Origin of the sequence: Pantoea sp. CS_6, from assembly GCF_041954745.1 — a bacterium.
Classification (GTDB): domain Bacteria; phylum Pseudomonadota; class Gammaproteobacteria; order Enterobacterales; family Enterobacteriaceae; genus Pantoea; species Pantoea stewartii.
In genome coordinates this window covers 198244-221329 of sequence record NZ_JAVAYG010000002.1, presented here as the reverse complement: position 1 = coordinate 221329, position 23086 = coordinate 198244, and the positions used below count along the sequence as shown (strand labels likewise).

The window sequence follows — 23086 nt, the reverse complement described above, 5'->3', positions numbered from 1 at the left end:
GGTTATGTCCAGCAGACCTGTCGCCTCAATCTGCTTCGGTTGGTGCACTGACAGGACTCGCGCCCTGTCCCGCAATAATTAGTGTGCCGACAGGACGCTCGCCTCATCCCGCACCGGCTCACCGGCACTGACCAGCACCGGCATGCCCGAACGGCGCGTCAGCGTAGCGTTAATTAAGGCCTGGTCACTTTTCTCGCTCTTCATAAACGTCCTGAAGCCCGCACTTAAGGCCAGAGGCGCGGTTTGCGGATCGTCTTTCTCGCTGCGCGACAAGGGCTGATGGACTTCAACGTAACGTTTGCCATCGGGTTCAACGGTATATTTCACCGGTTGGTTAATCACCTGCACACGCGTTCCTACCGGCACCGCATTAAACAGTGCTTCAATATCGTCCGTGCGCAGGCGAATACAACCCGAACTCACGCGCATGCCGATACCAAAATTGGCATTAGTACCATGGATAAGGTATTGCCCGGTTCCCCGTGCCATACGCAACGCATGCAGCCCCATAGGGTTATCCGGGCCTGCGGGCACCACTGCAGGCAGGGTAATGCCCTCTTTCGCGTAGCGCTTGCGAATATTCGCGGTAGGCGTCCAGGTGGGGTTGGGGATTTTCTGGCTGATGCTGGTCACCATCACGGGCGTCATGATCCCCATCTGACCGATACCAATCGGATACACAATGACCTTGTTTTCACCTTTTGGGTAATAGTACAACCGCAGTTCCGCCAGGTTTACCACAATGCCTTCGCGTGGCGTATCCGGCAGAATCATCTGTAGCGGAATGGTCAGCTGTGTACCCGGCCTGGGCAACCACGGATCGGTGCCTGGGTTCGCTTCCAGCATGCCCAGCAGGCCAACCTGATAACGCGCAGCGATATCTTCCAGCGGGCGTTTATTATCTGGCACCTGGGTAACAAGATTTTCACCTGTCAGGCGGCTGCCATGCGGCGGCAAGGGATATTCGGTAGCAAAACCGGGTGCAGAGAGCCCAAAACAGGTCAGCAGCAATGCACCGGCTATATAAAAAGCAGGTTTCATGCGATGTTCTCATCAGACAGTAAAAAGACGCCGGATGGCGTCTTTGGAGTGTATCTTAGCTGAGGTTCTGAGCGGTATGGCGAATTGACTTAATCATCGCCTCCAGCCCCTGCGAGCGCGTCGGCGTGAGGTGCTGAACGAGGGCCAGTTCGCTGAACCAGTGGCGAACGTCCAGTGCCACGATTTCAGCGGGTTGCAGGTTCTGATAAAGGCTAAATACGATAGCAATCAGTCCCTTAACGATAGCTGCATCACTGTCACCTTCAAAGGCGATCGTACCGTCTGCCTGCGGGGTCATCTTGATCCACACCTGACTCTGACAGCCGGTAATGGCATTTTCAGGCTGGTGCAGTGTTTCAGACGATTCCGGGAGTTTGGCACCTAATTCAATAATGTACAGATACTTCTCTTCCCAGTTAGCGCAACGATTAAAGTTGCGCACCAGTTTCTCTTTTTCTGGCAACGTGGCCATGAATCACTCCGTTTACGTTGTTCAGCCGCCCAGCAGGCGATGAATACGCGTCAGACCTGCCGCCAGCCGATCTACTTCGTCTTCACTGTTGTAGAACGTGAAAGAAGCGCGACACATCGCGGGGACCTGATAATGGCGCAGCAGCGGCATAGCGCAATGGTGGCCGGTACGAATCGCGATACCGTACTGATCAAGGAAGCTGCCGACATCAAAGGCGTGATGTTTGCCCAGGTTAAAGGCAATCACACCGGTACGCTGCTGCGAACCGTAGATCTGGATATCCGGCACGGAGGCGAGCTTATCAAGCGCATAATTCATCAGGATTGTTTCCCGCTGATGAATCGTATCCAGTCCCAGCGCCTCAACATACTCCAGCGCGGCGCCCAGACCAATGATGCCACCGGTATTCGGCGTTCCGGCTTCAAAACGCCACGGTGCCGTATTCCAGGTGGTGCCGGTGGGCAGCAGGACTTCACCAATCATCGATCCGCCCCCTTCCCAGGGCGGCATGATGTCCAGCAGCGCCTTGCGGCCATACAGCACGCCAATGCCCGTTGGGCCATAGAGCTTATGGCCGGAGAACACATAGAAGTCGCAGCCGATATCCTGTACATCGACGGCGCTGTGCATCACGGCCTGCGCCCCGTCGATCAGGGTAACCACACCTGCTGCCCTGGCCTGCGCGACGATGGCTTTGACCGGATTCACCGTACCAAGCACATTGGACACATGGGTGACCGCCAGCAGGCGCGTGCGACTGTCAATCAGCCCCGCCAGTTGATCCAGCGCCAGCTCACCGTTGTCGGTCAGGGGCAGTACCCGAATTTCCGCACCACAGCGTTCAGCCACCATCTGCCAGGGCACGATATTCGCATGGTGCTCCATCTGCGTGATAATCAGGTTATCACCGGGTTGCAGTTGACTGCCCGCCCAACTGTTGGCAACCAGGTTGATGCCTTCCGTCGTACCTTTAACAAAAACGATTTCTTCCGCAGAAGCCGCATTCAGAAAACGTGCCGCCTGTTCGCGAACGTTTTCCATATCGCTGGTTGCCTGCTGGCTGAGCGTGTGAATACCGCGGTGCACGGCGGCATAGCCGTGCTGGTAGAAATGGCTTTCGGCATTGATGACCGACAAAGGACGCTGTGCGCTGGCCGCGCTGTCAAGGTAAGCCAGCGGATGACCGTTGACCTCACGCTTCAGAACCGGAAAATCCGCTCTGATACGCTCGAGATCGAAGTTCATCATGAGTTGTCTCCTGGAAAACGCTGAGCAATGCGCTGGAGCACCGCCTGGCGAAGAACGGGGTTCTCCAGCGTTTCGGTTAACTCAGCCGCAAAGGCGTGAATGATCATGGTCTGCGCGGCATCCTGCTCAATACCGCGCGAACGCAGGTAGAACATCTGCTCGTCATCAATACGGCCTACGGTCGCACCGTGGCTGCATTTAACGTCATCGGCATAAATTTCCAGCTGCGGCTTGGTATCCACTTCGGCCAGGCGGCCTAACAGCAGATTGTTGTTGGTCATCTGACCATCTGTCTTTAACGCATGCTGCGCCACTTTGATGTGGCCGTTAAAGACCGCACGCCCTTTGTCACGCACGATGGTTTTGTGCATCTGACGGCTCAGGCAGTGGCCTTTGTTGTGCTCAAGATAGGTGCGGGTATCCGCCACTTCCTGATTCACGGGCAGCACCAGACTGTTCAAAGAAAGCTGGGTGTTTTCGCCATTGAGCTGCGTACTGGTGTTATGACGGCTTAAACCCGCACCCAGTAAGAAGCTGGTGCTGGTCACCTGCGCATCACGGTTAATCACGATGTCATTATGGGCAAAGTGATAACTTTTAGTGCTTTCAAAGGCCAGCTTGGTGTGCTTCAGCGTAGCATTATCAGCGACAGCAAAGGTAAAGCGACCGCCGGTGAAGTGCGCGCTGTCGTTCAGCGTGACATAGTGCTCGATGACTTCCGCTTCTGCACTCTCTTCCAGTTGCAGATGATGACGGTAATGAACGGTGTTCATGCCATCATCTTTGCCGCTGGTGATGTGCAGCAGGTAAAGCGGACGTGAAGCCGCCTTACCGCGCGGCAGACGAACATGGGTCACTTCTTCAGCCAGGCTTTCCGTCAGATGCAGAAAGACTTCTGGCTGAACGGGCGCAGGCAGATCGCGACGCTCAGCGGCAACGCTGTGCTGAATCTCGAAAAAATCAGTCCCGGTCGCGCTCAGCGCAGACTGGAATTTGCCGTCGATAAACACCAGACGAATGGCATCCAGCGGCAGAGCGAGCGCTTCAACCTGTGAAGCACTCACGTCCTGCGACTCAGGCAACACAAAGTGCTGTGCCAGCAGGCCATCCAGCGGCGTGTATTTCCAGTTTTCATGCTTGCGCGTGGGCAAGCCCAGACGCATTAACTGCTGCCAGTGCTGCTGTGCCTGCATGGAGCGCAGTTCACCGCGCGATTCAAACAGGTGGTGCCACTGTTGCAGCGCAGTATCACTCTTCGTCGGTAAGCCAGCCATAACCCTGCTCCTCCAACTGTTTCACCAGCGAGAAGTCGCCAGATTTCACGATCTTGCCCTGATACAGCACATGCACAAAATCAGGTTTGATATAGTCCAGGATACGCTGATAGTGCGTGACGATGATGAACGCACGCTTCTCATCGCGCAGGCTGTTTACGCCGTTAGCCACGATTTTCAGGGCATCGATGTCGAGACCGGAGTCCGTTTCGTCCAGAATGCACAGATCGGGCTCAAGCGCGGCCATCTGCAGAATATCGTTACGCTTCTTCTCACCGCCGGAGAAACCGACGTTGACAGAACGGGTCAGCAGATCTTCAGGCATCTTGAGCAGATTAATTTTCTCTTCGATGAAATCCTGGAAATCAAAACGATCGAGCTCATCCTGCTGACGGTATTTGCGCACTGCGTTCACAGAGGTCTGCAGGAAAAACTGGTTGCTGACGCCAGGAATTTCAACCGGATACTGGAACGCCATGAAGATCCCTTCACCCGCGCGCTCTTCCGGCTCCAGCTCCAGCAGGTCTTTGCCTTTAAAGGTCACTGAACCGCCGGTGATTTCATAGTCTTCACGGCCAGCTAAGGTTGCAGACAGCGTACTTTTACCTGAACCATTCGGTCCCATGATGGCATGAACTTCGCCCGGTTTAATTTCAAGGTTCAGACCACGTAAGATCGCTTTGTCTTCAACGCTAACCTGTAAATCTTTAATACTTAACATACTTATTCCTTCACATTGCTTCCGGCAACGCGTGTGACGGCGTCAATCAGCCCACACTGTGCTCAAGGCTGATGGCTAACAGTTTTTGTGCTTCCACTGCAAATTCCAGCGGCAGCTCAGAGAATACGTCTTTACAGAAGCCGTTCACGATCATCGAGATAGCATCTTCTTCACTGATGCCACGTTGCAGACAGTAGAACATCTGATCTTCGCCGATACGTGAAGTGGTCGCTTCATGCTCCAGCTGGGCGGTGTTGTTGCGGGTTTCAACATACGGGAACGTATGTGCTCCACAATCTGGCCCAATCAGCATGGAATCACACTGGGTAAAGTTACGTGCGTTGGTGGCCGTCGGCATGATTTTCACCAGGCCACGGTAAGTGTTCTGGCTTTTACCGGCAGAGATACCTTTGGAGATAATGGTCGACCGGGTGTTTTTACCAATGTGAATCATCTTGGTACCGGTGTCCGCCTGCTGGCGTCCGCTGGTTAAGGCGACGGAGTAGAACTCGCCCACGGAGTGATCGCCACGCAGGATACAGCTCGGGTATTTCCAGGTAATGGCCGACCCGGTTTCCGACTGCGTCCATGACATTTTACTGTGGTCGCCTTCACACAGCGCACGCTTGGTCACGAAGTTAAGGATACCGCCCTCGCCTTCACCGCCCGGGAACCAGTTCTGCACGGTGGAGTATTTCACTTCCGCATTCTTGTGGATGATCACCTCGACCACCGCTGCGTGCAGCTGATAGCTGTCACGGACCGGTGCAGAACAGCCTTCAATGTAGCTGACATAGCTGTCTTCATCAGCAATCAGGATGGTGCGTTCAAACTGACCGGTTTTCGCCGCGTTAATACGGAAGTAGGTTGACAGCTCCATCGGACAACGCACCCCTTTCGGGATGTAAACAAAGGTACCGTCTGACGCAACCGCTGAATTCAGGGCAGCGAAGAAGTTGTCGTTGGGTGGCACTACTGTGCCCAGATATTTCTTCACCAGCTCCGGATGATCGTGAATGGCTTCACCGAACGAGCAGAAGATAATGCCCTGTTCCGCCAGCTTGCTACGATAGGTGGTGGACACCGACACCGAGTCAAAAATGGCGTCAACCGCCACTTCTTTGCCTTCACGCACCGGTACACCCAGTTGGTTGAAGGCGTTTTCCACTTCCTGCGTCAGGTAATCGTTGGCAGGCGCCGCGCCTGAAGCCTGCGTGGCTCCCGGCTCCGACGCACAGGTATCGTCACAATTGCCGCACGACGGCGCGGAATAGTAACTGTAATCCTGATAGTCGAGCTTTTCGTAATGCGCTTTCAGCCAGTGTGGCTCTTCCATTTCCAGCCAGGCACGAAAAGCTTTAAGCCGAAACTCCAGCATCCACTCTGGCTCGTTACGCTTAGCCGAAATTGCGCGCACGACATCTTCATTGATGCCGTTGGCAAATTCTTCGGTTTGCAACTGGGTAAAGAAGCCCTCTTTATAATTGAGCTTGCCTTCCCACATTTGTACATCGTCAGATGTTTCGCTGTGTCGTGACATATTTCACTTACTCGACGCCAAAGCTTTCACCGCACCCGCAGGCGTGTTGAGCTTTAGGGTTATTGAATTTAAAAATTTGATTCAGGCCTTCACGGACGTAATCCACTTCAGTGCCATCGATAAATGGCATCGCCTGAAGCGGTACAAACAATGTTGCGCCGTAGTAGGTAAACTGCAGGTCGTCATCTTCTGGTTGCTTCACCAGATCCATGACATAACCAAAGCCGGCACAACCGGATTGTTTAATCGCTAAACGCAGGCCCTTGACTTCTGGGTTTTCTGCGGCCAGATTTAGAATTTGTTTCGCTGCGGTTTCGGTCAGCGTTAACCCTTTCCACACATATTCGTCAGGTGAGAAAGAGTCTGCATTCACGGATGACATGTTGCTACCTCTTGTGAGTCCGGACCTTTTCAGGCTATCCCCCTATGGTAGTGATCTCACTGATCACTTCAACCTCTTGTTTTGCAGGGATAATCATTAGGTGCTGTTTTTAACAGCGCATTTATTAAGCATAGCGTCTTCAGCCAGGCTTGCATTCGCAAAACAGGCAGGAAGCACGACCCCGTAACCTGTTAATAACTGGTGAATTTTAAAATCATCACTTTATGATAAACCCTTTATTGATAGGTTACGCCTTTCTGTGTTGTAAATAGATTGTTATTTCCGATTATACCGACAGGTGAAATAAATCGGAAAAAAATTCTCATTTGCCAATTGCAATCGCTGTTCAGTTGAATATGATAATTATTATCATTCAGCATCAGGATGCGTTATGTCGTTATCGGTTTCCGCCTGGCTTCAGCACAAACTTGATGAATACCGTTTTTCGGTTCGCGATCTCACTGTCGATTTTTACCTGGCGCAGGCCAGACTTGACCGGGCTGAGTGTACCGTTCAGCAGTTACGTCAGTTCAATGATACCTGTCTGGATATGGCAGAACTTTGCCAACTGAACGGTGACGACCAGAGTTATTTGCATGCCATGGGTAAGCTTCATCACCGACTGGTCGTAGAAATGCAAAATCCCGACCGGGATCGGCTGTTTCGCATTCAGGCTTACCAGCTGGCAAGACTGTCACTGACCCGGCTATGCCACCAGCTGGCCATTACAGGTGAATGGGAACAGGCGACGGTGCTCCAGAGTAACTTTGTCAAACATGCAGGCTGGATATTCTAATCCAGCCTGCGGTTGACGTCTCCTGCCTTTTTACACCAGCTCAAGCAGAGCCTGAAGCGGATGGCGCATGCCATTGCCTTCAACACGTTTAACCTGGCTCCGGCAGGAAAAACCGGTTGCCAGACAGCGTTGACGCGGCAGCTTTTGCAACTGCGGATGCCATGAGAGCGCGTAAATGCCCAGCGAATTGTCCAGATTTTTGCTCTCGTGTCCGTAAGTGCCCGCCATGCCACAGCAGCCCACGTTGATGTTTTCCAGCTTTGCACCAAACCGTAAAAAAATCGCCTGCCACTGACCGGGCGTTGCAGGCAAGGCGGTGACTTCGGTGCAGTGCGCAAACAGATACCAGGCTTCGCCGCTGGCAATCTGGACGTCACGTTCCTGCACCGCATTCTGCAACCATTCATGCACCAACAGCACAGTGAAATCGCCCCGCGCCTCCCCCAGCGTCTGGCGATATTCATCGCGATAACACAAGACCGTGGCGGGATCGATGCCGACCATTGGCATGCCCAGCCGGGCGACGCGATTGAGAAAATCGGCGGTTTTACTGGCCGTGCGGGCAAAGCGTTGTAAAAAGCCTTTAACGTGCTGTGCCTTACCGTTTGGCGAGAAGGGCAACAGAACAGGTTGATAGCCGAGTTTCTCAATCAGTTTGATAAAGTCGCTGACCAGCCGGGCCTCATAGAAGCTGGTAAAGGGATCCTGCACCACCAGCACCGTTTTCGCCCGCTGCGCCTCCGTCAGCCCTTCAAGCTGTTCCAGCGTCATCTGCATTGCCGGATGGCCGCTCAGCTGCTGTTTGAGTGTAGGTGAGGAAAGCAAGGGCAAATCCACCATGCCAATGTGCGTTTTGCTGAACGATGCGGCCCAGGGCTGTTTAAGGAAGAAGTTAAAGACCGTAGGCGCTTTTGCCATCACGGGCGCATAGCTTTCCACCGCGGCCACCAGATGATCGCTCAGGGGACGAAGATAGCGCGTATGATAAAGCTGCAAAAAACGCGAGCGGAAAGCCGGCACGTCAATTTTAATCGGGCACTGGGTTGAACAGGCCTTACAGGCCAGGCAGCCTGACATGGCGTCCTTCACTTCATGCGAAAAATCATATTCCCCTTTATTCGCATACCAGGTGTTCCGCATGCGGCCAACCAGCCCCCGCAACGACAGTGTCTTCTCGGGCAGTTTTTTCTCCAGCACCACCGGATCCACGCCCTGCTCTGCCAGCAAGCGCAGCCATTCGCGTGTTAAGGTGGCGCGCCCTTTAGGTGAATGAATGCGGTTGCGCGTGATTTTCATCGAGGGGCACATTGGGCTGCGCACGTCGAAATTGAAGCACAAGCCATTACCGTTACATTCCATCGCGCCACGCCAGGTGTCACGCACCTGTACAGGAATCTGGCGGTCATAGCTGCCGCGTTTGGTGGCATCCACCTGCATCATCGCCGCATCGCTGTTATAAGGCGTACAGATCTTGCCGGGGTTCAGCCGGTTATCGGGATCGAACGCCGCTTTGATACGGCGCAGTTCGTTGAACAGGGTGTCCCCGAAGAAGGCCGGACTGTATTGCGCGCGAAAGCCCTTGCCATGTTCGCCCCACAGCAGACCGCCATAGCGCGCGGTCAGTTCGACCACCTCATCAGAAATCTGCTTCATCATCATTTCCTGATGCGGATCGCACATATCCAGCGCCGGCCGGACATGGAGCACGCCCGCGTCCACATGGCCAAACATGCCATAACTCAGTCCATGGCTGTCAAGAAGCGCCCGGAACTCGACGATGTAGTCGGCAAGGTGTTCCGGCGGCACGGCCGTATCTTCGACAAACGGAATCGGCTTCGCCCGCCCTTTCGCATTGCCCAATAATCCCACCGCTTTTTTACGCATGTTATAAATGCGTTCGATGCTGTCCAGGTCGTTACAGCGTTGATAGCCGATGACGCCGCCTTCCTGCTGCGCGATCAGCGCATCAAGTCGGCTGCAGAGTTGCGTCAGTTGCTGCTCAATTTTCGCTTCGTCATCCCCGGCAAACTCCACAATATTCAGCCCTGACATCGTTTTGTCGGGAACATCGGTGATCAGCGCTTTCACGGAGTGCCAGACGATGTCCTCCCGTGCCAGATTGAGCACTTTCGAGTCCACCGTTTCGACGGACAGAGCCTGCGCCTGTACCATCAGAGGCGCATTGCGCAAAGCAGAATCAAAGGAGTCGTATTTGATATTCACCACGCGCCGCACTTTAGGCAGGGGCGTAATGTCCAGCCGGGCTTCACTGATAAAGGCCAGCGTGCCTTCTGCGCCGCACAGCAGGCGCGTCAGGTCAAACGTTTGCATATCGTCGCTAAAGACATGACGCAAATCGTAGCCGGTCAGGAAGCGGTTCAGTTTGGGAAATTTTTCCAGAATCAGGTCACGCTGTTCGCGACATCGCGTCAGAACCTGCTGATAGATGCGGCCCTCTGGCGTGGGCGTTTGCGCCAGGCTTTCGGCCAGCGCCGTGGGCATGGGCCGGGTATCCAGAATATCGCCCCCCAGCAGGACCGCCCGCAACCCAAGAACATGATCAGAGGTTTTACCATACACCAGCGATCCCTGGCCGGAGGCATCGGTATTGATCATGCCGCCCAGCGTAGCACGGTTACTGGTCGACAACTCTGGCGAGAAAAAGTAACCAAACGGTTTCAGATACGCGTTAAGTTGATCTTTAACCACGCCCGCTTCTACACGCACCCATCCCTGTTCGGTGTTAACCTCCAGGATACGGTTCATGTAGCGGGACATATCCACAATAATGCCCTGATTCAGTGACTGGCCGTTAGTGCCGGTCCCGCCACCGCGCGGGGTGAAAACCAGACTCGAGAACGCCGGGTCCCCCGCTACGCGGGCAATCAGCGCGACATCAGCCGTCGAGCGCGGAAACAGCACCGCATCGGGCAGCAGCTGATAGATGCTGTTGTCGGTTGAGAGAGAAAGCCTGTCGGCATAACTGGTGGCGGTGTCGCCGGTGAAGCCCTGTTCTTTGAGGGTTTCAAGGAATGTCAGCACCCGCTGGATAAGACCCGGTGCCTGAGAAATCTGTGGGATCATGATTCTGTGACCAAAGATGTTGTGTAGGTTTGCGTCTGTCGCGTGCGTTAATCTCCTGTTTTATCACATTTCTGTCAGCCCTGTCGTTTTTTCAGGAAAGGCTGAAACCATTTCTTTACAAGCCTGTTTAAACGCCCTCAAATAGCTCATGATGACGGGTCACTGTCATCCCCTGCGTTGACGGATCTCAAAGAGGTAATGCTTAAGATGAAAAGCCTGGAACGGCAGATAGACCTTCCCCAAATGTTGTTCACTCTGATATTCATTTTGCTGTTGATTGCCGCCTGCTTATGGGTGGTGCAACCTTTTATCCTCGGCTTCGCCTGGGCCAGCATGGTAGTGATTGCGACCTGGCCGTTGATGCTGAGAATTCAGCGACTGCTCTGGGGCCGGCGTTCTCTGGCCGTCATTGTGATGACCATTCTGCTTCTGCTGCTGTTTATTATTCCGGTTGCCCTGCTAGTGAACAGCCTGATTGATAACAGTGCTCCGGTAATTGCCTGGGCGACGCAGGGCCATATGCTGCCGACGCTGAGCTGGCTGAATGACATTCCTGTGGTCGGGGAAAAACTGTATGCCAGCTACCAGAAACTGGTGGCCGGCGGCGGTGCGGCCATCATGGCCAAGCTTCAGCCTTACGTCGGTCGTACAACAGGCTTCTTTGTTGCGCAGGCCGGACACTTTGGCCGGTTTATGATTCATCTGGCCGTGATGCTGCTGTTTAGCGTGCTGCTCTACTGGCGCGGTGAACAGGCGGCGCTGGGGATTCGCCATTTCGCTGTGCGCATGGCGGGCCGTCGCGGTGATGCCGCCGTTTTGCTGGCCGGGCAAGCCGTACGCGCAGTGGCGCTGGGCGTGGTGGTGACTGCGCTGGTACAGGGCGTGCTGGGCGGTATCGGGCTGGCCATCTCCGGCATTCCTTATGCGACCTTGCTGACCGTCCTGATGATCCTCTGCTGTCTGGTCCAGATTGGTCCCCTGCTGGTGCTGGTGCCCGCCATCGTTTATCTCTACTGGAGCGGCGATACGACCTGGGGCACAGTGCTGCTGGTGTGGAGCTGCGTCGTCGGAACACTGGACAATATTTTGCGTCCCGTGCTGATTCGTATGGGTGCCGACCTGCCGCTGATTCTGATTTTATCCGGTGTCATTGGCGGACTCATCGCGTTTGGCATGATCGGACTGTTTATCGGCCCCGTCGTGCTGGCCGTCTCCTATCGCCTGGTGTCCGTCTGGATGAATGAAGTGCCCAGACCACCGGTCGATCCGCTCAAAGCCCTGGACGAAAAGACGGATCAATAGGCCCTGTTCTGCATTTCATATGATTAGTAGTGGTTAAGTAGGCTGGCTGATTAAGATATCACCAGCCTTTTTTTCATTAGTAGTTTTTAAGATAAAACGCATATTTAGCGCTTTAAGCCCATTTTTCGGCCTGAAATGATTATTTTTCATACATAATAACTCTCCTCAACGCTCTTAATGATGGTCAAAATATTATTTCCTTTAAACTAATAAGAGGATTCTTAAAGACGCCAGCAAGCGGTATGAATAACATATTTAACAAGTTTGAAATCAACTCACTGATTTCTAAACACCCTTATTTCCCCTGAGTAGCGTAAAGAATTGCTGTGTGTAGTCTTTGCCCATCCCCTGTGATGGGCTTTTTTTTTGCCTGTCGAAAAGGGGTTGCGCCCTCTTTTTACCGGTCAGGTTGTATGAACAGGCCGAAGAGCAACCTCGTCCTTTATACGCTTTCCGCGCAAGTGATATCTCGACAACCGGATCGGGTCAGCACTGATCAACCCCGTCTGTTTTTCCGCCGGGAATAAAAAAGCCAGCTTGCGCTGGCCTTAAAGTAACAGTGTAAACGTCGCGTCAGGCAGACTTATTCAGGGCCGCCAGGCTCAGCCACGTTTCCACGACGGTATCCGGGTTAAGTGACAAACTGTCGATGCCCTGCTCCATCAACCAGGCCGCAAAATCCTGATGATCCGAAGGCCCTTGTCCACAGATACCGACGTATTTACCCTGTTTTTTCGCCGCCTTGATCGCCATGGACAGTAAGGCTTTCACCGCCTCATTGCGTTCATCAAACAGGGCAGACACGACGCCGGAATCACGATCGAGCCCCAGCGCCAGCTGCGTCATGTCGTTCGAGCCAATGGAGAAGCCGTCAAAGTGCTGTAAAAACTGCTCCGCCAGCAGAGCATTTGACGGGATTTCACACATCATAATGACCTTCAGTCCGTTCTCACCCCGTTTCAGGCCCTGGCGACCTAACTCTTCGACCACCGCCTGCGCCTGGTCCACCGTACGTACAAACGGCACCATGATCTCGACATTGGTCAGTCCCATGTCATTTCGCACCCGCTTCACCGCTTCACACTCAAGCGCAAAACAGTCGCGGAAGCTTTCTGACACGTAACGGCCAGCGCCGCGGAAGCCCAGCATGGGGTTCTCTTCTTCCGGTTCGTACCGTTCCCCGCCGACCAGATTGGCGTATTCATTGGTTTTGAAGTCGGACAATCGCACAATCACCCGTTTGGGTGCGAATGCCGCGCCCAGGGTCGCGATACCTTCAGTCAGGCGCGCAATATAGAACTCGACGGGATCGTCAAAGCCTTTCATCAGCTGACGGATGTGTTGCTGCAACGCCGGCGGTTGTTGGTCAAACTCAAGCAGCGCTTTAGGATGCACACCGATCATGCGGTTGATGATGAACTCCAGGCGCGCCAGCCCAACCCCTTCATTGGGTAAGCAGGCAAAATCAAAGGCGCGATCCGGGTTACCCACGTTCATCATCACCTTCAGCGGCAGGTCCGGCATGGTATCGACCTGCGAACTGGTCACGTCAAAATCGAGCAGTTCGTCGTAAACATAGCCGGTATCGCCTTCCGCACAGGACACGGTCACGGTATGACCTTCTTTCAGGCGCTCGGTGGCATCGCCGCACCCGACCACCGCCGGAATCCCCAATTCACGCGCTATAATCGCGGCATGACAGGTACGCCCCCCGCGATTGGTGACAATGGCAGAGGCCTTTTTCATGATCGGTTCCCAGTCAGGATCGGTCATATCAGTCACCAGCACGTCACCTTTTTCGATACGGTTCATTTCGCTGATGTCATGAATCACCTTAACCGGCCCGGCACCAATACGATGGCCAATTGCACGGCCTTCAATGACCACATTTCCCTGGCCTTGCAGAGTGTAACGCTCCATCACCTGACCATTTGAGCGCACGGTTTCCGGTCGCGCCTGCACGATGAACAGCTTGCCGGTATGCCCGTCTTTTGCCCATTCAATATCCATCGGGCGCTTATAGTGCTGCTCGATCAGTACCGCCTGCTGTGCCAGTGCCTGAACTTCGCTGTCGTTCAGGCAGAAGCGGTCGCGTTCCGTTTCCGGCACATCCTCGATTCGCACCTGCTCGCCGTGCTCACGTGAATCGGCATACACCATCCGCACTTTTTTCGAGCCCATGTTGCGGCGCACGATTGCCGGACGCTTCGCGGCCAGTGTGGGTTTATGCACGTAAAACTCATCCGGGTTGACAGCGCCCTGCACCACCATTTCGCCCAGACCCAGCGCCGCCGTGATAAACACCACCTGATCGAAGCCAGATTCCGTATCAATGGTAAACATCACGCCTGATGCGGCCAGATCGGAACGGACCATACGCTGTATGCCTGCCGACAGGGCAACACCCCGGTGATCGTAGCCCTGATGAACACGGTAAGAGATGGCACGATCGTTAAACAGGGATGCGTAAACATGTTTCACCGCTACCATCACAGCTTCGATGCCCTGCACGTTCAGAAAGGTTTCCTGTTGTCCGGCAAAGGAAGCATCGGGCATATCTTCTGCGGTGGCCGAGGAGCGTACGGCAAAAGAGGCCTCGGCATCGTCTGCTGAGAGCTGTTCGTAGGCCGACAAAATGGCGGCTTCAAGTTCAGGCTGGAAGGGCGTTTCGACGACCCACTGACGAATCTGCTTACCTGCTTTCGCCAGTTGATCAACATCATCAATATTGGTGTCATCCAGCAATGCATAAATACGCTGGTTCAGACCGCTCTGCTCAAGAAACTGATTAAAGGCCCAGGAGGTGGTCGCGAAACCATTGGGTACCGAAACCCCCAGAGAGGACAAATTGGTAATCATCTCACCCAGAGACGCATTTTTGCCTCCTACCCGATCAACATCATGCATGCCAAGCTGGTTGTACCAGAGTACTAACGGCTGTTCGCCTTTATTGGACATTGAACTGATCCTTTATTAATGAATGGGCACATGGAAAATCCTGCTATTAACACAATCAGCCTGGCATAAGGTTTTGGCAAACACGATCTGTTGAATCGTTAAAGCAGATTCTGCGCGGCAGTTTCAGACTATAACCCGCTTTTTTAAGACGTTGCGCAAAGGATTGTTTTTATCACAACCTACTCATTTAAAAGTGTTTTTCATTTCAGTGCCGCCTGAAGCGTCGTTTTTGTTGCGCAACAAGGCGGGTGGAAAAGGCAGCTTCAGGCGCGCTTTTCATGGCAAATCTGTGGCGGAGAAAAGGAATATTTTCTGTCGGTTATGCTAAAACTGTACGACAAATGGTTAAGCCAGACTTCACATGCCCCCGCTGGGATTCGCGCGCCTGAACTTAACCCTGCTCCGTCTTTTCACGACTTCCTTGCACGAGGCAAGCCCCATGACCACCGACAGAAGCGTTTTTTATATCTCCGACGGCACTGCGATTACCGCCGAAGTGTTAGGCCACGCTGTGCTATCGCAGTTTCCCGTTAACACCAACAGTGTCACCCTGCCGTTTGTTGAGAATGTTCAGCGCGCGCAGGCGGTTAAAGCGCAGATCAATGCCCTTTTTCAGCAAAGCGGCGTGCGTCCACTGGTCTTTTTTTCTATCGTCACGCCGGAAGTGCGCGACATCATTCTGCAAAGTGACGGGTTTTGTCAGGACATTGTTCAGGCACTGGTCGCTCCGCTTCAGCAGGAGCTTGGTCTCGCACCGGCTCCGGTCGCACACCGAACGCACGGACTGGATGCCAGCAATCTGGGCAAATACGATGCGCGTATTGCGGCGATCGATTACACCCTGGCACATGATGACGGCATTTCACTGCGCGGCCTGGAAGACGCGCAGGTCATTCTGTTAGGCGTTTCCCGTTGTGGTAAAACCCCCACCAGCCTCTATCTGGCGATGCAGTTTGGTATTCGTGCCGCGAACTATCCGTTTATTGCCGATGATATGGATAACCTGAAACTGCCGCCCGCTCTGCGCCAGCATCAGCATAAACTGTTTGGCCTGACAATTGACCCGGAACGCCTGGCGGCCATACGTCAGGAACGCGCGGAAAATACCCGCTATGCTTCCCTGCGTCAGTGTCGACTGGAGGTGGGCGAAGTGGAAGCGCTGTTCCGTACCCACCAGATTCGCTATCTCAACAGTACCAACTATTCCGTGGAAGAGATCGCCACCAAGATCCTCGATATTATGGGCCTGACGCGCCGCATGTACTGATCCGCCGCCGGCAACGCCCTGTAACGTGGCGCTGCCGTAATTTTGCCTGCCATTGTCACGTTGATGCTTGAATTCACAAGCTAATGGTTTATTGTGACCCTCATCACTTCCCGGTATTCCACCGCTGCGAAGAACACATTTAGAGAACACCATGAATAAAACTGACGAACTGCGCACGGCGCGCATTGGCAGCCTGATCTCTCCTGCCAGTCTGGCAGCTGAATATCCGCTTTCCTCCGCCATGGCCGATAATATCACCGCAGCACGCAAGCGCATTGCGCGCATCCTCACGGGCGACGATCCCCGTCTGCTGGTCGTGATTGGTCCCTGCTCCCTGCATGACCCGGTGGCGGCTTTAGACTATGCCCGGCGTTTAAATGTGCTGCGCGAGCAGTATCAGGACCGGCTGGAAATCGTGATGCGGGCCTATTTTGAAAAGCCACGTACGGTGGTCGGCTGGAAAGGCCTGATTTCCGATCCGGATCTGGACGGTAGCTTTGATGTGAACCGCGGCATCGGCATTGCCCGTAAGCTACTGATTGATATCAACGCCCTCGGCTTACCCACAGCAACGGAGTTTCTGGATATGGTGATCGGGCAGTTTATTGCCGATCTGATCAGCTGGGGGGCCATTGGAGCCCGCACCACTGAAAGCCAGATCCATCGTGAAATGGCCTCTGCGCTCTCCTGTCCTGTCGGCTTCAAAAACGGCACCGATGGCAATGTGCGTATTGCTGTGGATGCCATTCGCGCTGCCCGAACCAGCCATATGTTCCTGTCGCCGGATAAACAGGGGCAGATGACCATTTACCAGACCAGCGGCAACCCGCACGGCCATGTGATTTTACGTGGCGGTAAACAGCCCAATTATCATGCCGCCGATGTCGCCGAGACGACTGCCTGCCTGAATGAATTCGGCTTAGCGCCACAGTTGGTGATTGATTTCAGCCACGGCAACTGCCTGAAACAGCATCGTCGTCAGCGCGACGTTGCTGCTGAGGTGGCTGAACAGATCAAAGGAGGTTCACGCGCGGTAGCGGGCGTGATGATCGAAAGTTTTATCGAAGAAGGCAATCAGAAAGTGGTGAGCGGTGAGCCCCTGACGTACGGTCAGTCCATCACCGATCCCTGCCTCAACTGGCAAGACAGCGAAGCTGTACTGGCCCTGTTAGCTGAGGCAGTTACTCACCGTTTATAACTTAGCTGGAACAACTGACTTCCAGTGATTTGCCCCAGTCCGGCGGCCGTTGACGATACTCAGCGGCCGTCGCGTCACTGAAGGGCTGCTGAAGCGCCTGATGTAAACGGGCCAGCGCCCCGCTCTCACCCTGCTCCGCCGCCTCGATCGCCTGCTGTGCCAGATAATTTCGCAAGACCAGCGCCGGATTGGCCGCTTTCATCACCTGCTGGCGCGTCGCATCGCTGACCTGCTCCTGCAACAAACGGGTGCGGTAATCCTGATACCAGCGATCAAAGGCAGCGCGATCGATAAATTCATCCCGTAACGGCGATCGCTGTTCTGACTGCTGCGTTTCACTGAGCAGGCGGAACGTCAGCGTATAATCGCGCCGTTCCTGACTCATTAAGCTGAGCAGACCGGTCAGAATCGCGTTATCCCCTGCCTCTTCGGTCAGAAAGCCCAGTTTCGCCCGCATCCGCTGGCCCCAGACGCGCATCAGTTCGTTTTCATAACCGCTCAGCGCCTGCTTTAGCTGCTCTGTACTGAGTAATCCTGACAGGGCATGCGCCAGACGATTAAGGTTCCACAGACCGATCATCGGCTGATTCTCGAAGCTGTAGCGCCCCTGGTAATCACTGTGATTACAGATAAAGTCCGGCTGATAGTCATCCAGAAAACCGTAAGGGCCGTAATCCAGCGTCAGGCCAAGGATCGACATGTTGTCGGTATTCATCACACCATGCGCAAAGCCCACGCTCTGCCACTGCGCAATCAGGCGTGCTGTGCGCAGGACGATATCGGCGAACCACAGATAATAACGTTCGGCGTCCTCCGTCAGATGCGGCCAGTGATGACGAATGGCATACTCCGCCAGCTGTTTGACCTTGTCAGGCTGCTGGCTGTAAAAGAAGTGTTCGAAATGGCCAAAGCGCAGATGACTCGGCGCGATCCGCATCAGCATTGCACCGCGCTCAGCGGTTTCACGGTAAACCGGCTCATCGCTGATGGCTATCGTTAACGCGCGCGTGGTCGGGATCCCCAGATGGTGCAGCGCCTCCGAGGCCAGAAACTCACGCACCGTCGAGCGCACCACAGCACGACCATCGCCCATGCGAGAATACGGCGTCAGCCCTGCGCCTTTTAAATGCCAGTCGAGACGGCTGCCATCTTGCTGGCGCTGCTCACCCAGCAGAATGCCGCGCCCGTCACCCAGCTGACCTGCCCAGACGCCGAACTGGTGGCCACTGTATACCTGCGCCAGCGGTTGCATACCCGGCAACAGTGACGCACCGTACCAGACACCGTGCCCCTGCCCGGTAAACAGATCGCTCTCCAGCGCCATTTCGTGCGCCAGCGGACCGTTGTGATATAACAGTCTGCCACCGGCAAGCGGGGTGGGATGTAAGGCGGTATAAGTACCCGAAAGCTCTCGAAACCAGCTGTTGTCAAAGACCATGTCTACTCCCAAACGACACCGGGTATCGTATGATAAAACCCACAGTGTAGCGTTGATAGCCGGGATTAAACAGGCGACAGTCGTGCAAATATCAGGGAGAGTGCAGGAATTGCTCGGAGTAGATCAAGGACTCAAATGCATCAGATTTCACCACCGGGAACAAGGCACCCTGCAGATGCACATTACTTAGATGGCTAACTTTATCCAGTAAAATTTCGTCATCTACGCCACAAATAATCATCCGATCGCAATGGCTACGGAAATTATCAATGATGCTTTGCATAAATGGTAAAAAAGAAGCACGTTTAGCAAGCGACTGAATAAAGTGTTTGTCCAGCCTGATACAGCTAAACAGATTATCGTAAACGGCAGTCGTCGACGATTTCCCCGCGCCAAAATGCGACAGAGACAATTTAAACTCACCATATAACGCCGCGAGAAGCGGATTATTTTTTCCCAAATGGAGCGAGAGAAACGTTTCGCTGATATCCAACCTTAAAAAGGGCAGTTGTTTTATTTTACGCGTCAGAAACTCACTTTCGAGCAGGGTGCTTGCCATGCCCTCGTCTGTGGGCATAAAGGCCAGCAGATTGTGCGTTTCGAAAAAGGTCTGATGCTTTTCCAGTAACGAAACCTGCCGCTGCAGCAGGCGCAGGCGCTGTGTCTCATCAAGCTGCGGCAACAGAACATCCTGCGGCAACGTGATAGGCGCACTTTCGTGGACGAACTGGGTAGCCAGCTCAATAGCGGTTAAGTGCCCTTCCTGGGAACAGGCGGCATAAAACCAAATTTCCGACTCATAGTCGGCCGACAGATGAATTTTCATTTTACAGCCAGTATATGTGGCGATAGTGCATCGTATATGATTAAAAACTTACTGGCAATAGTAGCAAAGGACTGATGAGATAGATATTTTTAGGCCATTACTGGCTTTAGTTTTAAGAAAATAAACTTTAAGCCAAATAATTTTTGGGACAATTCTGTAAAGTATGAAAAAGATTCCCGCTCCCAATGTTATAAATAAAATGAGTTGGTTAAAGCCAAATTAGGAATATTTTTTAGATCCGGTCATTTTCTGAATTAATCCGCACTAACCGGGCGGGCTTAGGTTGACAAATTATATGCGTCGCGCCTGCCAAAACACTTTCCGCCAGTAGACATTATCCAGCGAGGACCGAATGACGCCCTGACTGGTTGAAGCATGGATGAAGGCGTTATCCGTGTCGTAAATGCCCACATGTAAGCCATTTTCGCCACTGCCGGTCCTGAAGAACACCAGGTCGCCGGGCAGAAGGTCCTCTTTGCTGATGCGCGTGCCGATATCACTCTGGGCGACGGTACTGCGTGGGAGCTGCAAATCAAACTTATCCCGAAATGTCAGATAGACAAAACCCGAGCAGTCAACGCCCTTGCGGCTCATGCCACCATAGCGATACGGTGTTCCCCGCCAGCTCCCCAGTTGATCGTTGAGCTGCGCGATAACGGTAATGGAGTCAGAGAGGCGACCATTGACGGGCGGTGCACGATGGCTACAGCCCACCAACAGTAACACCACGAACAGCAACCCCATGCGCATCACAGCTCATCCTTAATCAGTTATAACGGGGTAAATGTAGCGGCAAAGCCCGCTGCGTGGCAAGTCTCAGGGTAAAACCGTTAGCAGCGGACGGCCTTCCAGGGTGAGTTGTCGGAAAGGGATACCGTAGAGTGGCGTGAGCTGTTCCGGACGCAGGATTTCACAGGGTTTGCCCTGTGCCACAACAGCGCCCTGATGCAACAGCCAGACCCGATCGGCATGCCACAGGCTGTGGTTAAGGTCATGGCTGCTGGCAATCACACAAACCCCTGCACGACAGAGTTCCTGAATCAGATTATCGACAGCGTGTTGCTGCGCCACATCCAGCGCCGTCATGGGTTCGTCAAGAATCAGCAGTTTACCGTCCGCATTAATCTGCGGATCGATTTGTGCCATGACCGCACAGAGCCGGACGCGCTGCCATTCGCCCCCGGAAAGCTGATTCAGCGGTCGGGAGAGTTTTTCTGTCAACTGCAGCCGGGCGAGTAAGCTCATTAACCGCGCATCATTGTGTGGCCCTGAAGACGCCAGATGCAAACGAAGATAGTGATAAACCGGCATCATGCCAGGTGGCAGCTGCTGTTGAGGCAGCCAGCCGCGTACCCGGGCCAGCGCCGGTCCGGGCCAGTCAGCCAGCGCTTTATCCTGTAAAGTCATCTGACCGGTTATCGGCTCCAGACCGGCCAGCGCGGACAACAAGGTGCTTTTGCCCGCGCCATTCGGCCCCACCAGATGGATCAGATGCCCGGCATGAAGCGCACCGCTTACCGGTTGCAGCCGTCCGGCAACGGCGACCGCTTGCAGGCTGAGTAACACCTACTTCGCCAGCGCGACCTTAATCGTTTCCAGAATAATCGGGTCTTCTGGCGACATATCGGGCGAGAAACGCTGGATCACGCTGCCGTCACGTCCAATCAGGAATTTTTCAAAATTCCACAAAATATCCCCTGGCGCTTTTGGTGCCCGGCCTTTACTGACCATACGCTCATAAAAGCCACTTTCTTCCGGCCGAACGGCATCCGGTTTTGCGGCCACCAGCTGCGCATAAAGCGGATGACGATGTTCACCATTCACCTCACATTTTTCGAACAGAGGGAAGGTCACACCGTAGGTGGTGCTGCAAAACGTCTTGATTTCTTCGCTGGTGCCGGGTTCCTGCTCCAGGAACTGATTGCACGGAAAACCCAGTACACTGAAGCCCTGGTCATGCCAGGCTTCATGGATATTTTCCAGGGCTTCGTATTGCGGCGTTAAACCACATTTCGAGGCCACGTTCACCACCAGCAGGACGTTGCCCTGCCAGGCAGACAGCGTGGTTTTCTCACCATCCAGCGTAACCAGTTCAGTTTGATAAATGCTCATACGGGGTTCCTGTGGTTAAGACTTGTTTGTCAGCGCAGGCTGACGTGTCGATTTGACTAACAGAACGATAAACAATGGCGCACCCAGCGTGGCCGTGACCACGCCAACAGGCAACTCAGCCGAGGCCAGTGCCAGACGGGCAATAATATCTGCCCCCAGCAGTACGCTGGCCCCTGCCAGCGCGGAGGCCGGCAGCAACGCACGATGATCGTGCAATCCCACCAGGCGTAACAGATGAGGAATGACCAGCCCGACAAATCCTATCGCCCCGGCCAGCGCAACGCTTACCCCGACCAGCCAGCCCATGGCCAGCACCAGCAGATTACGCCAGCAGACCAGAGACAGTCCCAACTGGCGCGCGGAGGTCTCACCGAGGGCCAACAGATTGAGCGCGCGGGCCGCCGTCATGCTGGCCAGAATCACCGGCAATAACGCCAGCATCATCCAGCCATAACGCCAGTCGATGCCGCTGAATCCGCCCATCATCCAGTACATCAGTTGGCGCAAATCGAGACTGCTGCTGAAATACACCGCCCAGGTCATCATCGCGCTGCAAATCATGCCCAACGCTACGCCGGTGAGCAACAAACGGCTGACGGATAAATGGCGGTGGGCAAAGTGCAGCAGAATCAGCGTAATCACCAACGCGCCCGCTATCGCCGAAAGCGAGAGGCTCCATAATGCGCCGCCGCTGAACAGCACGCCCGCCACCAGGCCAATGCCTGCCCCGCTGGACACCCCCAGCAGGCCGGGCTCGGCCAGCGGATTGGTAAACAGCGCCTGCATCATCACCCCGCTCAACGCCAGCGCCGCCCCCACCAGCATCACCGCGACGGTACGGGGTAAACGTAACTGGCCGACAAACAGCCTGCCGCTCTCACTCCACCAGGCGGCAGGCCCTATCCAGCGCTCGCCTGCACACAGGCTGACCGTAAAAAGCGCCAGCAGCAGCAGACTCAGGCCCACCAGCCATTTTTGATTTTGCCGTGTGCTGTGCCGTGCAAGTTGTTCAAGCTGGGACATAAGCGGAATTGATCTGGGTAACAGGGAATTGATTGTAAAAGGATTGCGAAAAAAAGAAATGAAAAAGGCCGCTTGCGCGGCCTTTTTAAAACACTGGGATCAGTCACTGTCTTTGGGTGTGGCGTTCTCAACGCGACTTTTAAGCTTCTGCCCTGGACGGAAGGTGACTACGCGACGTGCAGTAATCGGAATATCCTCTCCCGTTTTTGGGTTTCTGCCCGGACGTTGGTTTTTGTCACGCAGATCAAAATTACCAAACCCCGACAGTTTAACCTGTTCTCCATTTTCCAAAGCGCGGCGAACCTCTTCGAAAAACAGCTCCACTAACTCTTTTGCATCACGTTTGCTCAGCCCGAGTTTCTCAAACAGGTATTCTGACATCTCAGCTTTTGTAAGCGCCATAG

The 23086-nt window shown here is 54.2% G+C and carries 20 protein-coding genes and 1 other RNA gene; 5 read left to right on the top strand and 16 right to left on the bottom strand.

Going from position 1 to position 23086, the window contains the following annotated elements; translation table 11 throughout:
- Window positions 1–78: 78 nt before the first annotated feature.
- Genes RAC90_RS04010 through sufA form a run of 7 tightly spaced genes read right to left on the bottom strand, consistent with a single transcriptional unit; the run spans window position 79 to window position 6678 of the window.
- Entirely contained in the window at window positions 79–1041 is a 963-nt protein-coding gene (locus RAC90_RS04010) for a L,D-transpeptidase family protein (RefSeq protein WP_054633895.1), read from the bottom strand.
- A 55-nt stretch (window positions 1042–1096) separates the two neighbouring features.
- Entirely contained in the window at window positions 1097–1513 is a 417-nt protein-coding gene (gene sufE / locus RAC90_RS04005; RefSeq protein ID WP_006118976.1) for a cysteine desulfuration protein SufE, read from the bottom strand.
- Window positions 1514–1534: 21 nt separating this feature from the next.
- The gene (sufS, locus tag RAC90_RS04000; RefSeq protein ID WP_054633960.1) at window positions 1535–2758 is read right to left on the bottom strand and encodes a cysteine desulfurase SufS; all 1224 of its coding nucleotides are present in this window, start codon (window positions 2756–2758) and stop codon (window positions 1535–1537) included.
- Window positions 2758–4035, bottom strand: coding sequence for a Fe-S cluster assembly protein SufD (gene sufD, locus RAC90_RS03995; protein WP_205958343.1), 1278 nt, complete (start codon window positions 4033–4035; stop codon window positions 2758–2760). Before sufD ends, sufS begins: the two co-directional genes overlap by 1 nt.
- On the bottom strand, window positions 4010–4756 hold the full coding sequence (sufC, locus tag RAC90_RS03990; protein WP_006118973.1) for a Fe-S cluster assembly ATPase SufC: 747 nt from the start codon (window positions 4754–4756) through the stop codon (window positions 4010–4012). Before sufC ends, sufD begins: the two co-directional genes overlap by 26 nt.
- 46 nt (window positions 4757–4802) lie before the next feature.
- On the bottom strand, window positions 4803–6296 hold the full coding sequence (sufB, locus tag RAC90_RS03985) for a Fe-S cluster assembly protein SufB (RefSeq protein ID WP_033741147.1): 1494 nt from the start codon (window positions 6294–6296) through the stop codon (window positions 4803–4805).
- Between the two features lie 7 nt (window positions 6297–6303).
- Window positions 6304–6678 carry a Fe-S cluster assembly scaffold SufA gene (gene sufA / locus RAC90_RS03980; protein WP_006118971.1) on the bottom strand — a complete coding sequence of 125 codons (375 nt, stop codon included), beginning with the start codon at window positions 6676–6678 and terminating at the stop codon, window positions 6304–6306.
- 391 nt (window positions 6679–7069) lie between these two features.
- On the opposite strand from sufA, the gene RAC90_RS03975 reads away from it, so the two are divergent.
- Entirely contained in the window at window positions 7070–7474 is a 405-nt protein-coding gene (locus RAC90_RS03975) for a hypothetical protein (protein ID WP_006118970.1), read from the top strand.
- Between the two features lie 30 nt (window positions 7475–7504).
- Here the strand turns inward: RAC90_RS03975 and RAC90_RS03970 are convergent, their stop codons facing one another.
- The gene (locus RAC90_RS03970) at window positions 7505–10558 is read right to left on the bottom strand and encodes an FAD-binding and (Fe-S)-binding domain-containing protein (protein ID WP_375123988.1); all 3054 of its coding nucleotides are present in this window, start codon (window positions 10556–10558) and stop codon (window positions 7505–7507) included.
- Window positions 10559–10765: 207 nt separating this feature from the next.
- Here RAC90_RS03970 and ydiK point away from each other — a divergent pair, with 207 nt between their 5' ends.
- Together ydiK and rprA are read left to right on the top strand one after the other, a co-directional pair.
- Window positions 10766–11860, top strand: coding sequence for an AI-2E family transporter YdiK (gene ydiK / locus RAC90_RS03965; protein WP_006118968.1), 1095 nt, complete (start codon window positions 10766–10768; stop codon window positions 11858–11860).
- Window positions 11861–12119: 259 nt separating this feature from the next.
- Window positions 12120–12229: antisense sRNA RprA (gene rprA, locus RAC90_RS03960), an RNA gene on the top strand.
- A gap of 204 nt (window positions 12230–12433) precedes the next feature.
- On the opposite strand, the gene ppsA is transcribed toward rprA, so the two are convergent.
- Window positions 12434–14818, bottom strand: coding sequence for a phosphoenolpyruvate synthase (gene ppsA / locus RAC90_RS03955; protein ID WP_033741141.1), 2385 nt, complete (start codon window positions 14816–14818; stop codon window positions 12434–12436).
- 439 nt (window positions 14819–15257) lie between these two features.
- Here ppsA and RAC90_RS03950 point away from each other — a divergent pair, with 439 nt between their 5' ends.
- Both RAC90_RS03950 and RAC90_RS03945 read left to right on the top strand, forming a co-directional pair.
- Window positions 15258–16085: a pyruvate, water dikinase regulatory protein gene (locus tag RAC90_RS03950; protein WP_006118966.1), complete on the top strand. Its 828-nt coding sequence runs from the start codon at window positions 15258–15260 to the stop codon at window positions 16083–16085.
- A gap of 151 nt (window positions 16086–16236) precedes the next feature.
- Window positions 16237–17283, top strand: a complete 1047-nt coding sequence (locus RAC90_RS03945; protein ID WP_375123987.1) for a 3-deoxy-7-phosphoheptulonate synthase — start codon at window positions 16237–16239, stop codon at window positions 17281–17283.
- 1 nt (window position 17284) lies between these two features.
- Here RAC90_RS03945 and RAC90_RS03940 read toward each other — a convergent pair whose 3' ends face one another.
- From RAC90_RS03940 to ihfA, 7 genes are all read right to left on the bottom strand, one after another.
- Complete coding sequence (locus RAC90_RS03940; RefSeq protein WP_375123986.1) at window positions 17285–18721, bottom strand: protein adenylyltransferase SelO; 1437 nt, start codon at window positions 18719–18721, stop codon at window positions 17285–17287.
- A 91-nt stretch (window positions 18722–18812) separates the two neighbouring features.
- Window positions 18813–19547: an EAL domain-containing protein gene (locus RAC90_RS03935; RefSeq protein ID WP_006118964.1), complete on the bottom strand. Its 735-nt coding sequence runs from the start codon at window positions 19545–19547 to the stop codon at window positions 18813–18815.
- 291 nt (window positions 19548–19838) lie between these two features.
- Complete coding sequence (locus RAC90_RS03930; RefSeq protein ID WP_205950383.1) at window positions 19839–20297, bottom strand: NlpC/P60 family protein; 459 nt, start codon at window positions 20295–20297, stop codon at window positions 19839–19841.
- A 66-nt stretch (window positions 20298–20363) separates the two neighbouring features.
- Window positions 20364–21113: a vitamin B12 ABC transporter ATP-binding protein BtuD gene (btuD, locus tag RAC90_RS03925; protein ID WP_058701725.1), complete on the bottom strand. Its 750-nt coding sequence runs from the start codon at window positions 21111–21113 to the stop codon at window positions 20364–20366.
- Window positions 21114–21659, bottom strand: a complete 546-nt coding sequence (locus RAC90_RS03920; protein WP_039340642.1) for a glutathione peroxidase — start codon at window positions 21657–21659, stop codon at window positions 21114–21116.
- A gap of 15 nt (window positions 21660–21674) precedes the next feature.
- Window positions 21675–22682, bottom strand: a complete 1008-nt coding sequence (btuC, locus tag RAC90_RS03915; RefSeq protein ID WP_033741127.1) for a vitamin B12 ABC transporter permease BtuC — start codon at window positions 22680–22682, stop codon at window positions 21675–21677.
- A gap of 99 nt (window positions 22683–22781) precedes the next feature.
- Window positions 22782–23084 carry an integration host factor subunit alpha gene (gene ihfA / locus RAC90_RS03910; RefSeq protein WP_006118960.1) on the bottom strand — a complete coding sequence of 101 codons (303 nt, stop codon included), beginning with the start codon at window positions 23082–23084 and terminating at the stop codon, window positions 22782–22784.
- Window positions 23085–23086: the final 2 nt, after the last annotated feature.